This is a genomic window from Rhizobium sophoriradicis (assembly GCF_003939025.1).
GTDB lineage: Bacteria > Pseudomonadota > Alphaproteobacteria > Rhizobiales > Rhizobiaceae > Rhizobium > Rhizobium sophoriradicis.
Genome location: NZ_RQIH01000005.1, coordinates 384,559 through 397,591 on the forward strand (window position 1 = coordinate 384,559; position 13,033 = coordinate 397,591).

Consider the following 13,033-nt stretch of genomic DNA (forward strand, 5'->3'; position numbering starts at 1 on the left):
TATCAAGGTCCGCATGATGATGGCGTTTGATGATCTTTTTGACGCCACGCTGTCAACCATTCTTCACCTGCGCATGGAAATGTGCGGCGAAAGAAAAAGGGAAAAGATGGCCGTCGACGTGTGTTTTGGCTACGAAATCGGAAAAATCTCCGACAATTTCCCATTTCCGGCGCCAAAAAAGCGTCAAAACCATCGCGCTGGCCCCTATTTTAGAGATTTTTTCGAAGAATCTTCTGCTAGCTTGCAGAAAATCAGTCCATTGCGGGAGGCGATCCATGGCTGCCAGAAACAATCCGAAACGGGAAAAACAGATCGAAGGCGCGCGTAAGGTCGCCAAGGCGACGGGCGAGGCCCGTCTCGATCCGGAAATTCTCTTCGGCCGGGCAAGCAATGACGATCTCGAACGCTACACGCCTGAAATGCTGGCGCTTTCTGCCGTGCATTCGGCAAAAGAACTTGCCGCCTGGAACGGCAAGACGCCGCGCGTCAGTATCGACACCATCGGCGGTGTGGCCCCTGACGGCATTGCCGTCTCGGTGCTTTCGGTGACCGACCGGAATATGCCGTTTCTCTATGAATCGGTCATGGGTGAAGTGACGAGTACCCACCGCGATCTCTTCATGGCCGTGCATCCCATCCTGGTGATGGAAAAGGGCAAGGCGCCTGCGCTCTATTCCGCCGATCAGCCGAGCGATCCCGCCACACGCGTCAGCCATATCCAGCTCCATATCGCCCCGCTGAATTCCGGCCAGGCGGCCGATCTCGTCAAACGCATCCAGACCGTGCTCGAACAGGTCCGTCTGTCGGTCTCGGACTGGAAGCCGATGCTTTCCAAGCTCGACGTGGTAATCGCCGAGCTTTCGGCCAATGGCGCCGGCCGCAGGAAGGCCGAACACGCCGAGGCGCTGGCGTTCCTCCACTGGCTGCGCGACGAGAATTTCACCTTCCTCGGCATGCGCGAATATGTTTATTCCGGCAAGGGTTCCGATGCCAAGGTCGAGCGCGACAAGGGCACGGGCCTCGGCATCCTCTCCAATCCCGATGTTCGGGTGCTGCGTACCGGCAAGGATGCCGTGACGACGACGCCTGAGATCCTCGCCTTCCTCGACGGCCCCGACTTCCTGATCGTCACCAAGGCAAATGTGAAATCGATCGTCCATCGCCGCGCCTATATGGATTATGTCGGCGTCAAGCGTTTCGACGCCGAGGGCAATGTCACCGGCGAACTGCGCATCGTCGGCCTGTTCACCTCGACAGCCTATACGTCGCTCGCCTCGGAAATCCCGCTGCTGCGTTCCAAGATCGAAAAGGTGAAGGAGCATTTCGGCTTCGACCCGATGAGCCATTCCGGCCGCATGCTTGATAACACGCTGGAATCCTATCCGCGCGATGATCTTTTCCAGATCGACACGACACTGCTTGCCAGCTTTGCCGAGCAGATCAACGATCTGGCCGACCGGCCGCGCGTGCGCGTCCTGCCGCGCATCGACCATTTCGACCGCTTCGTCTCGGTGATCGTCTATGTGCCGCGCGAGGAATACGACTCGATCGTGCGCGAGCGGATTGGCACCTATCTGAAGACCGTCTATGACGGCCGTGTCTCTGCCTATTATCCGGCTTTCCCCGAAGGCGGCGTGGCGCGCGTGCATTTCATCATCGGCCGCTCCGGCGGCAAGACGCCCCGCATTCCGCAGGCGAAGCTCGAGCAGACGATCCGTGAAATCACCGCCCGCTGGGACGACCGTTTCGAAGCGCTAGCCGGGCCGAAAGCGCCGAAAATATCAGTCGATCAGGCCTTTCAGGATTCCTTCACCCCGGAGGAAACCGTCGCCGACCTCGCCGATATCGGTGCCTGCGCCGCCGGCGAGCCGATCCGCATCCAGTTCTATCATCGTCAGGAAAACCAGAGCCGCATCCTCTCGCTGAAGATCTTCCAAGCCGGCGGCCAGCTGGCGCTGTCGCGGCGTGTGCCGCTTCTCGAGAATCTAGGCTTCAATGTCGTCAGCGAACGCACCTTCGATATCGGAGTGCCGGTTGCTGACGGTCAAACCAAACTCGTGGTGCTGCATGACATGGAGCTCGAGACCCGCAACGGCCGCGACATCGACCTGCAGCGCTATGGCGCCGCCCTCGAGGAAGCCTTCGTCGCCGCCTTTGCCGGCACGATCGACAATGACAGCTTCAACCGGCTGATCCTTTCGGCGGGGCTCTCGGCCCGTGAGACCAATGTGCTGCGCGCCTATGCGCGCTACCTCCGCCAGGCCGGCATCGCCTATTCGCAGGACTATATCGCAACGACGCTCGACAAATATCCCGGCGTCGCCGCCGCCATTTTCCGGCTGTTCCACGACACGCTCGATCCCAAGCTGCCGGAGAAGGCCCGCGTGAAGAAGCTTGCCGAGCTGCACCAGGGGATCGAGGCCGAGCTCGCCGAGGTGCCAAGTCTCGACGACGACCGCATACTGCGCCGCTACGTCAACATCGTCGACGCCACGCTGCGGACCAACTATTTCCAGAAGAACCCTGATGGTTCGCCGAAATCCATGCTCGCCTTCAAGCTCGATCCGCACCTGGTCGACGGACTGCCGCAGCCGAAACCCTTCCGTGAGATGTTCGTCTACGGCGTCGAGGTGGAAGGCGTGCATCTGCGCTTCGGCAAGGTGGCGCGCGGCGGACTGCGCTGGTCGGACCGCGCCGAGGATTACCGCACCGAGGTGCTCGGCCTCGTCAAGGCGCAGCAGGTAAAGAACGCCGTCATTGTGCCGGTCGGCGCCAAGGGCGGCTTCTACCCGAAAAAGCTTCCCCTCGGCGGCAGCCGCGACGAGATCTTCAATGCCGGCCGCGAGGCTTACAAGACCTATATCCGCACCCTGCTTTCGATCACCGACAATATCTCCGGGGCCGAGATCGTGCCGCCGACGGATACGGTGAGGCTTGACGGCGACGACCCGTATTTCGTCGTCGCCGCCGACAAGGGCACGGCAACCTTTTCCGACACCGCCAATGCGCTGGCGCAGGAAGCCGGCTTTTGGCTTGACGACGCCTTCGCCTCCGGCGGCTCGGCCGGTTACGACCACAAGAAGATGGGCATCACCGCCCGCGGCGCCTGGGAAACTGTCAAACGCCATTTCCGCGAAATGGACATCGACATCCAGACGACCCCCTTCACCGTCGCCGGCGTCGGCGACATGTCGGGCGACGTCTTCGGCAACGGCATGCTGCTGTCGCCGAAGATCCGGCTGGTCGCCGCCTTCGACCACCGCGACATCATCATCGATCCCGATCCCGACATGGAAAAGACGCTGGCAGAACGCCAGCGGCTCTTCGACCTGCCGCGCTCGAGCTGGCAGGATTTCGACAAAAACATGCTTTCGAAAGGTGCGATGATCATTTCCCGCGCGGCAAAATCGGTGACGCTGACGCCGGAAGCGATCGCGGCAATCGGCATCGACAAAGCCGTGGCCACGCCATTCGAGATCATGACGGCGATCCTGAAAAGCCCGGTCGACCTGCTCTGGTTCGGCGGTATCGGCACCTATGTGAAAGCGTCCTCCGAAACCGATACCGAGGTCGGCGACCGCGCCAACGATCCGATCCGCATCACCGCGGCGGAGGTACGCGCCAAGGTGATCGGCGAGGGCGCCAACCTCGGCGTCACGCAAAAGGGCCGCATTGCCTATGGCCTCAGGGGCGGGCGCTGCAATTCCGACGCCATCGACAACTCGGCCGGCGTCAATACCTCGGACGTCGAGGTCAACATCAAGATCGCGCTGGCGGCTGCGATGCATGACGGACGGCTGACGCGGGCGAAACGTGATCAGCTTCTTTCGTCGATGACCGCTGAAGTGGCGGCTCTCGTGCTGCGCAACAATTATCTCCAGTCGCTGGCGATCTCGCTGACGGAGCGCAAGGGTACGGCAAATGGGCTGGAGCTCGGCCGCTTCATGAGCGTGCTCGAAGCCGCCGGCCAGCTGAACCGCAAGGTCGAGACCTTGCCCGACGACCAGACCCTCGCCGAACGCTATACGGCGGGCAAGCCGCTGACGCGGCCGGAAATCGGCGTTCTGGTGTCCTATGCCAAGATCGTGCTCTTCGACGCGCTCGCCGCAAGCGATCTGCCCGACGACCCCTATTTTGCGTCGACGCTGTCGAATTATTTCCCGGTCAAAATGCAGAAGTCGAACGCCGACGATATCGCCAGCCACCGCCTGCGGCGTGAAATCATCGCGACCGTGCTAGCCAACGAAGCGATCAACCGCGGCGGGCCGAGCTTTATCGTAGCGATGATGGATGCAACGGCGGCTTCGGCGCCGGAAGTGGTGCGCGCCGCAATCGTCGCGCGTGACGGTTTCGACCTCACCCGACTCTGGGCCGAGACGGATGCGCTCGACGGCAAGATATCGGGCGAGATGCAGAACCGCATCTACGAGGAAATCAGCCACAGCTTTATTGTTCTCACGCGCCTGCTGTTGAAGACCGCCATGACCAAGGCCGATATGGCCGAGGTGATTAGCCGGCTGCAGGCCGCTCTTAAGAAGTTGCGGCCTGCTTTTGCAGAACAAGCAGCCGCCGATGCTGCCGCACGACAGGCGGAATACGTCCAGGCGGGTGTGCCAGAAAAGCTCGCTGCCGAGATCGCCAACCTCCAGAGCTTCGCGCTGGTGCCGGAGATCATGCAGATTGCCGAGCGCACCGGCGAGCCGCTGGTGCGTGCTGCGGAAAATTATTTCGCGGTGTCGAAGACCTTCCGGATCGCCCGGCTGCTTGCGGCCGGTGGCCGGATCCTCACCTCCGACCACTACGAAAATCTGGCACTCGCCCGCAGCATCGACCAGATCGCCAGCGCCCGGCGCGACATCGTCATTTCGGCCCTGTTCGACCACGGCAAGGAAAAGCTGCCCGTCCAGGCCTGGCATGCCCAGGATCGCGTCCGCATCAACCGCATCGTCGAAGAGCTTTCGAGCCTCAGCGACAGCGGCGATCCCAATCTTGCGCGCATTACCGTGGCCGCCGGCATCCTGACCGATCTTGCGCGCGACCGGGCGAGGTGAGACAGTCCGCCAAAAAAGGAGCGGATGTTGAATCGCATAGACTGGACAGGAACGCAGCCGCCGAAAGCCACGGAGAAGGGCATCTGGGGGTGGATGTTCTTCGACTGGGCGGCGCAGCCCTTCTTCACCGTGGTCACCACCTTCATCTTCGGACCCTATTTCGTCTCCCGCCTGACCGATGACCCGGTGTCGGCGCAGACGACTTGGAGCAACATGGCGACGATCTCGTCGCTGATCATCGCCCTGCTCTCGCCCGTTCTCGGCTCGATCGCCGACCAGTCCGGCGCGCGCAAGCCCTGGATCGGCTTCTTCGCCGTCGTCAAGATCGCAAGTCTGTTCGGCCTGTGGTTCGCAGCCCCTGGTTCGCCTGTCCTCTATCCCGTAATCTTCATGATCCTCGCCTCGATTTCGGCCGAGTTTTCGATCGTCTTCAATGATTCGCTGATGCCGCGGCTGGTCGCCAAGCACGAGGTCGGCAAGCTTTCCAACACCGCCTGGGGGCTTGGTTATCTCGGCGGCATCATCGTGCTCATTGCTGTCGTCACGCTTCTGGCGGCAAGCCCGGAAAGCGGCAAGACCGTTCTCGGCCTCGACCCGCTTTTTGGCCTTGATCCCAAGACCGGCCAGGATGCACGCATCACCGGGCCGATCTCGGCCGTCTGGTACCTGATCTTCATCCTGCCGATGTTCTTCTTCACGCCCGATGTCGGCAGAGGCCTGCCCTTCGGCACCGCCATCCGCGCCGGCCTGTCGGAGCTCAGGAACACCCTCGGCGAACTCAAAGAGCGGCGCGGCATCCTCAAATTCCTGATTGCCCGCATGATCTATCAGGACGGCGTCAACGGCCTGCTGATCCTCGGCGGCGTTTTTGCCGCCGGCATGTTCGGCTGGGCAACGATCGAAATCGGACTTTACGGCATCATCCTCAACGTCATTGCCACCTTCGGCTGCCTGATCGCCGGCCGCATCGACAAGGGCGTCGGTTCGAAGGTGACGGTTGTTATCAGCCTCACGATGCTGCTTCTCGCCACCATCGGCATCATCTCGACCGGGCCGGGTTACACGATGTTTGGCCTGGTGGCGTTGCCGACGACGGATTCCGGCGGCCTCTTCGGCACCGCCGCGGAAAAGGCCTATATCCTTTACGGCCTGTTGATCGGGTTCGCCTTCGGGCCGGTCCAGGCCTCGTCGCGCTCCTATCTCGCCCGCAGCGTCAGCCCTGAAGAAGCCGGCCGGTACTTCGGCATCTATGCGCTTTCGGGGCGCGCCACGAGCTTCATGGCGACGCTGCTCTTTTCGCTGGTGACCTATATGAGCGGATCACCGCGGCTCGGAATGGCGACGCTGATCCTGTTCCTCGCCGGCGGACTGGTGCTGCTCGTCCGCACGCCCTATCCGGCCGATCGGGCATAGACGCCCAATTAGTGCCGGAAGTGGCGCATGCCGGTGAAAACCATCGCGATGCCGTGTTCATTGGCGGCATCGATAACCTCCTGATCACGCATCGAACCGCCCGGCTGGATCACCGCCGTCGCGCCCGCGGCAATCATCGACAGAAGACCGTCGGCAAACGGCAGGAAGGCTTCGGAGGCAACCGCCGAACCCTTTGTCATCGGAACCGCGAGGCCGAGCGCCTTGGCGGCCTCTTCGGCCTTCAGCGCAGCAATGCGGGCCGAATCGACCCGGCTCATCTGGCCGGCGCCGATGCCGGCCGTCTGGCCGTCCTTGGCATAGACCACGGCATTCGATTTGACGTGTTTTCCGACCTTGAAGGCGAACTTCATGTCCTCGAGCTCCTGCGCCGTCGGCGCGCGCCTGGTGACGACCTTGAGTTCCAGATCCTCGACCATGCCGTTGTCGCGGCTCTGGACGAGCAGGCCGCCGGAGACGGTCTTCGCCGTCAGCCCTGTAACGCGCGGATCGGGCAGGCCGCCGGCGGACAGGAGCCTGAGATTAGGTTTGCGGGCGACGATCGCCTTTGCCTCTTCGGTGACATCGGGGGCGATGATCACCTCGGTGAACAGCTTGACGATCTCTTCGGCCGTTTCGCCGTCTAATATCTGGTTCAGCGCAATGATGCCGCCGAAGGCGGAAACGGAATCGCAGGCAAGCGCCCGCTGATAGGCTTCGACCAGGCTGGAGCCGGTGGCGACGCCGCAGGGGTTGGCGTGTTTGATGATGGCGCAGGCAGGCGCCTTTTCCGGCAGGAACTCGGCGACCAGCTCGTAGGCCGCGTCGGTATCGTTGATATTGTTATAGGAGAGCTGCTTGCCCTGGAGAAGGACAGCCGTCGAAACACCCGGGCGCTTCTCGCCGGTCACATAGAAGGCGGCCTTCTGGTGCGGGTTTTCGCCGTAGCGCATCTCTTCCTTCAGCACACCGCCAATGACGCGGTGGCGCGGCGTGTCGATCGATAGCGCTTCGGCAAACCAGTTGGAAATCGCAGCGTCATAGGCCGCGGTGCGGGAATAGGCCTTGGCGGCCATGCGCTGGCGGAAGGCGTAGGCCGTCTTGCCTGCATCGGCCGAAAGCTGCTCCTTGAACTCGGCATAATCGTCGGGATCGGTCAGGATCGTCACATAGGCATGGTTCTTGGCCGATGCCCGGATCATTGCCGGACCACCAATATCGATATTCTCGACGGTCGTCGGGTAATCGCCGCCGGCCGCGCGCACCTCCTCGAAAGGATAGAGGTTGATGACGGCGAGATCGATGGCCTCGATGCCGTGCTTCTTCATCGCTTCCTGGTGTTCGCTGTCGTCACGAATCGCCAGCAGGCCGCCATGCACTGTCGGGTGCAGCGTCTTGACGCGGCCATCCATGATCTCCGGAAAACCGGTGATGTCGGAGACATCGGTGACGGCGAGACCGGCAGCAGCGATCGCCTTGTAGGTGCCACCGGTCGACAGCAGGCGCACGCCTCTTTCAGACAAGGCCTGGGCGAGCTCGACGATGCCGGTCTTGTCAAAGACGGAGAGGAGCGCGGTCTTGATTTCGACCTTGTCCGGTGCGGGGATTTTCTTGGAAATGACGGCCATGAACTTTCTCCGTTCGGGCTTCGGTTCTGCTTGCGCCGCGTTAGCACAGCTTCGCCGCCGCGCAAACAGGCGCTAACCCTTGCGGGATAAAAACCAGCGGATTTCCGTCTTCTCGGCAAGATCGAAGTCGATCTCGATCTGGTCCGAGCCGCAAATGCCGGAGCTGTCGGCAAAGAAAATGTCCTCGGAAATCAGCACTTCGTTGCCGGGGGCGGAAAACAGCCAGCTTTCGCCGTCCGGCGCAGTCAGCAGCACTGACTCGCCGTCGCTTTGCTGCAGCACGATCGAAGGATGGATATGAAACCGGGCGACCGCCTTCAGGGGCTCGTCGCTGTCATATCCGTCACGGACGACCAACCGGTCGTGGCCCGTTACGATCGTGCCGGCGGCATTGAGTGTCAGCTCACGCTCATGCAGCACGCCGAATGCTCTCACATAACCGTCATGGCTGAGCTTGATGCCGTCGCGTCCATCCTCCGTCTCCGCACGCTCGACCGTTACCGTCCTGACCGGTTCGGTGATCGCATGGTTGAGGAAAGGCGAGAGCGAAAAGCGACTGGAGGAAGTGTCGTTGAGGATGACGGTCGAATGCGCCGCGGTCGTGCGCGCCATCTGGACATAGCGGTGCCCGGCAAATTTCGGCGAGCCGGAATTGACGATGAAGCGATGGCGGCCCGACGACATCTCGAAGGAAAGGCTGCCGGCATGCGCAGTGCGCACCGCGCCGCCTGCAGGCGGCGCGCCGCTATCGGCGATGATCACCGTCCTGCCCCCGGCAAGTCGCTGATAGCGCGACTGCGGCAAAGCTTTGAACGGCTGGCCGGCGGTCTCGTCATATCTCAGCACCGACATCAACTCGTTGGCAAGCGTCGAGGTCGCGCCGTTGAAAAGCGCCAGATCCCCATCCTGATGGCGAAAGAACCGCAAGGCCGGATACATGCGGTCGATGCCCGAGATCAGCTTCTGCGGCAGTTCATGGCCAAGATTGACATAGGTCTGCCGCAACGGCAGCAGATCGAGCAGCAGTTCAAGGCCGACGCGCGGATTGCGTGAGATATGGCCGCCATCCGGCAGAATCTGGCTATCGAATTCGCGATCGAGCGCCTGCGCCGCCCTTCTCAGCGTGGAGGCGCGGGCCGGCATGGCAACGGACGCCATGGCGAGCGCGATGCGCAGGCGAAACAACTCCAGGCCGCCGAGCGTATAGGGCGCCATGCGCTGCAGAAATCTCACCTGAAACGCCAGCGACTTCATGAAGCGGCGATAAAAGCCGCGGTCGGCATTCTGCAGCACGACAGGCGAATGCGACAGCCAGGCGATGACGCGCTGGGCGGTGACGTCGGTGTCCCAGGCGATCCCTTCCATGCGGCCGGCATGGATCGAGAGCCAGCTGTCGACGACGGTGCGGGCGGCGGCGGCGCTGCGTTCCGTCTTGTGGGCGCGCATATGCCGCAGCCAGCCGAAACTGTGGAGGCGGGTCGCGAAGGGCCGCGAGGGCAGGGTGAAAGTGAAGGGCGATTTGCCGTTCGTTTCCAGCATGCGCCCGGCCAGAAGAAACCGCCCGTTGAGAATTTCTTCAGCCACATGCGGATCGATGCCGCGAAGATCGGTCGGCGCGACGATCAGGCGCTCGGGCACCTTGATCGAATGGCGAAAGAGCTTCAGGCGCAGCAACGCGACGCGGCGCAAGGCGCGCCGCCAAGCTTCCCGAACATACATGCTCGCAAAACGCCGACCGGACTGCATATTCTATTGTCTATTGACCCTCGTGGTTAAGAATAGGTGAAAAGCGGCCGATTTCATCGCCCGCAATGAATTAATTCGTGACAAAGTTCGAATATATGCAAATTACCGCATTTTAGTTGAGATCATTCGACGGTTCACAACGCACCGTGGCGATGATGCGAGGGTTTAAACCCCGCATGGTTTGCTCCGACTTTTAAGGTTGGTCAGCTCGCTCGTCGCAGCACCGCTGCGTAAAAGCCGTCGAGGCCGGAGGCGATGCCCTCAGGCATCTTCAGCATGGTCGGAAGCGTGCGGAATTCGCCGAGCGGCGTGATCGCTGCCTCAAGGCCGGGCCAGTCGCCCGCATTGATCGGAACGCGCTCGATTGCATCCGTATCAGAAAGAACACGGGCGACGACCTCCTCGCCCTCGGCGGGATCGAGCGAGCAATTTGAAAACACCAGCATGCCAAAGGGCGTCAGCAGGGTCAGCGCATGGCGCAGCAAGCGCTCCTGCAGCGCCGCCAGCCTGGCGATATCATCCGGCCCCTTGGTCCATAAGACGTCAGGATGCCGGCGCGTCGTGCCGGTGGAAGAGCAGGGGGCGTCGAGCAGGATCGCATCGAAGCCTTCGGGCGGCTTGAATGTCGTCAGGTCTGCCGCGACCGTTTCCGCCGTCAGGCCAAGCCGGTCGAGATTCGAGCGCAGCCGTCTTAGCCGACTTTCCGACTGATCGAGTGCGGTGACCGCGCCGCCGGCAAGGATGAGCTGTGCCGTCTTGCCGCCGGGTGCAGCACAGAGATCCGCCGCACGTTTGCCCGCGAGATCGCCGAAAAGCCTGGCCGGAATGCTTGCCGCTGCATCCTGCACCCACCAGGCGCCCTCATCGAAACCCTCGAGCGACGGAATGCCGCCATCGAAAGCGGCAAGCCGCACGCCGCCGGTGGGCAAGGCAACGCCGTTCAACCTCTTTGCCCAGCCCTCGGCGTCGGATTTGACGGTCAGATCGATCGCCGCCGGTTCGAGCTGCGATTGCGAGATCGCCAGCGCTGCCTCCCGGCCATAGGCCTTTTCCAGCCGCGCAAGGAACCAGGACGGCATCGGCGCGACCTTGCCGATCTCTGCCAGCACCTCCTCCTTTTCGCGGCCGAGCCGGCGTAGCACGGCGTTGACCAGCTTGGCGAAACGACGATTGCGCGGATCCTGATTGGCCTGCTCGACAGCAAGATCGACGGCCGAATGGTCGGGCACGTCGAGATAGAGAATCTGCGCCGCGCCGATTGCCAGAACGTGATGCAGCGCCCGCGCGCCCTCCGGCAGCGGCGATTCCAGCAGCGAGGCGATCGCCGCATCGATGCGCGGCAGATGACGCAGCGTCGTGTTCAGAATGGCGCGGACAAGCGCCCGGTCGCTTTCACCGAGCGCTTTATAGGCAGGATTGCCATGTTCGTGATCGAGAGCGCCGTCGAGCGGCAGCTTGCGGTCGACGACAGCGGCGAGAATTTTTGCCGCCGCGGCACGGGCTTGCAGGCCGGGCTTAACAGGCGCCGACCGGTCGGCCGGCCGATCGGCGGAAGGTTTCTGTTTACGGAATGGCTTTTTCGTGCCGTCTGAATTCAAGACCACGGACCTCTTGGCGGTTGCGAACCACCGCGACCCGTATTCGGAACAGAGCGCGATTTGCGCGTCGGATTAACAGCACGAACCGGTCCCGTCGAGACATTCATGCCGCTTTGCGCCATCTCCTGCAGCGCGGCAATGCGGTTTTCCGTGTTCGGATGCGTGGAAAACAGATTGTCCATGCGCTCGCCGGAGAGCGGATTGATGATGAACATATGAGCCGTCGCCGGATTGCGCTCGGCATCCTCGTTCGGCACATGGGCGGCACCGCGGGCGATCTTGCCGAGTGCCGAAGCGAGCCAGAGCGGATTGCCGCAGATTTCGGCGCCGCGGCGGTCGGCCGAATATTCGCGCGTGCGGCTGATCGCCATCTGCACCAGCATGGCGGCAAGCGGCGCCACAATCATGGCGACGAGGACGCCGATGAAGCCGAGCGGATTGTTGTTCTCGCGGTTACCGCCGAAGAAGAAGGCGAAGTTGCCGAGCATCGAGATCGCGCCGGCAAGCGTTGCCGTGATCGTCATCGTCAGCGTGTCGCGATTCTGGATATGGGCGAGCTCATGCGCCATCACCCCGGCGACTTCCTCGGGAGACAGTGCCTGGAGCAGCCCTGTCGAGGCGGCGACCGCGGCATTTTCAGGATTGCGGCCGGTTGCGAAGGCATTCGGCTGCGGGCTGTCGTAGAGATAGACCTTCGGCATCGGCAGCCCGGCATTGCGGGCGAGATCGCGCACGATCGCAAAAAATTCCGGCGCATTGCGCTCGTCGATCTGCTGGGCGCGGTAGGCCGCCAGCACCATGCGATCGGAATTCCAGTAGGAGAAGAAATTCATGCCGGCGGCAATGAGAAATGCGATCATCATGCCGCCCCGACCGCCGATAAGGAAGCCGACAAACATGAAAAGCGCCGTCATGAAGGCAAGCAACATGGCAGTGCGAACGAGGTTCATTGCGAATCTCCAACTCCAATTTCGGCGTCGCAAGCTTTCAATCCCAACGACGGCGCATTATGATTTGGTTATTCACCAGCCATTTTCAATGTTTTCAGGCAGGAGAAGCCATGCAGGACGCCGATAACGACAATAGCCAAACGCCGACGGCCGAAGGATCGGAGCCGCCGCGAAGAATGCTGCCTCCGGCTGCCCAGCGTGCACTTGCCGAGGCCGAGGAGCGGCGAAAGAACCGGACGCCGCTGGAGCTGCCGCCGGAGATCGGCGGCCGCGGCGGAGCCGAGCCGGCCCGCTTCGGCGATTACGAGGTCAATGGCCGGGCGATCGATTTCTAAGCAAGGATTGTCGAGCCCGGGCCTTGTGCAGCCGTCTAATATTCAGCCTGCAATGTAAAGTGAGCCGCCCCAGGTCCTGGAGGCGGAGCGGCTCTGTGTTTGTCAGGCCGTCGCCTTGTTTTGCCGGTTGGCGATCAGATCGTCGACGACAGCAGGATCGGCAAGTGTCGAGGTATCGCCGAGAGCACCGAAATCATCCTCGGCGATCTTGCGCAGAATGCGGCGCATGATCTTGCCCGAGCGGGTCTTCGGCAGGCCGGGGGCAAACTGGATCTTGTCGGGCGAGGCGATCGGCCCGATTTCGGCGCGCACATG

At 62.1% G+C, this 13,033-nt stretch carries 9 protein-coding genes; 4 read left to right on the forward strand and 5 right to left on the reverse strand.

The window, feature by feature from the left end:
• The first annotated feature begins 13 nt into the window (after window positions 1–13).
• From EFR00_RS10880 to EFR00_RS10890, 3 genes are read left to right on the forward strand one after another with little or no spacing between them, the layout of a single operon-like run.
• The gene (locus EFR00_RS10880) at window positions 14–328 is read left to right on the forward strand and encodes a hypothetical protein (RefSeq protein ID WP_225881421.1); all 315 of its coding nucleotides are present in this window, start codon (window positions 14–16) and stop codon (window positions 326–328) included.
• Entirely contained in the window at window positions 276–5,051 is a 4,776-nt protein-coding gene (locus EFR00_RS10885) for an NAD-glutamate dehydrogenase (protein WP_077992410.1), read from the forward strand. The genes EFR00_RS10880 and EFR00_RS10885 overlap by 53 nt, the downstream gene beginning before the upstream one ends.
• Before the next feature lie 24 nt (window positions 5,052–5,075).
• Window positions 5,076–6,464, forward strand: coding sequence for an MFS transporter (locus EFR00_RS10890; RefSeq protein WP_077992412.1), 1,389 nt, complete (start codon window positions 5,076–5,078; stop codon window positions 6,462–6,464).
• 8 nt (window positions 6,465–6,472) lie between these two features.
• Here EFR00_RS10890 and purH read toward each other — a convergent pair whose 3' ends face one another.
• The 4 genes from purH to htpX all read right to left on the reverse strand — a co-directional run bounded on the left by purH (window position 6,473) and on the right by htpX (window position 12,383).
• A complete protein-coding gene (purH, locus tag EFR00_RS10895; RefSeq protein WP_077992414.1) occupies window positions 6,473–8,089 on the reverse strand; it encodes a bifunctional phosphoribosylaminoimidazolecarboxamide formyltransferase/IMP cyclohydrolase in 1,617 nt (538 codons plus the stop codon).
• A gap of 72 nt (window positions 8,090–8,161) precedes the next feature.
• A complete protein-coding gene (locus EFR00_RS10900) occupies window positions 8,162–9,835 on the reverse strand; it encodes a heparinase II/III family protein (protein ID WP_077992416.1) in 1,674 nt (557 codons plus the stop codon).
• A gap of 203 nt (window positions 9,836–10,038) precedes the next feature.
• Window positions 10,039–11,439 (reverse strand): RsmB/NOP family class I SAM-dependent RNA methyltransferase, encoded by a 1,401-nt coding sequence (locus EFR00_RS10905; RefSeq protein WP_009991073.1) that lies wholly within the window; start codon window positions 11,437–11,439, stop codon window positions 10,039–10,041.
• On the reverse strand, window positions 11,430–12,383 hold the full coding sequence (gene htpX, locus EFR00_RS10910) for a zinc metalloprotease HtpX (protein ID WP_077992418.1): 954 nt from the start codon (window positions 12,381–12,383) through the stop codon (window positions 11,430–11,432). The genes EFR00_RS10905 and htpX overlap by 10 nt, the downstream gene beginning before the upstream one ends.
• Window positions 12,384–12,493: 110 nt before the next feature.
• Between htpX and EFR00_RS10915 the strand changes: the two genes are divergently transcribed.
• Window positions 12,494–12,718, forward strand: coding sequence for a DUF1674 domain-containing protein (locus EFR00_RS10915; RefSeq protein ID WP_077992420.1), 225 nt, complete (start codon window positions 12,494–12,496; stop codon window positions 12,716–12,718).
• A gap of 102 nt (window positions 12,719–12,820) precedes the next feature.
• Here EFR00_RS10915 and EFR00_RS10920 read toward each other — a convergent pair.
• The coding region (locus EFR00_RS10920) for an AMP-binding enzyme (protein WP_425376252.1) at window positions 12,821–13,033 on the reverse strand (213 nt) is incomplete at its 5' end.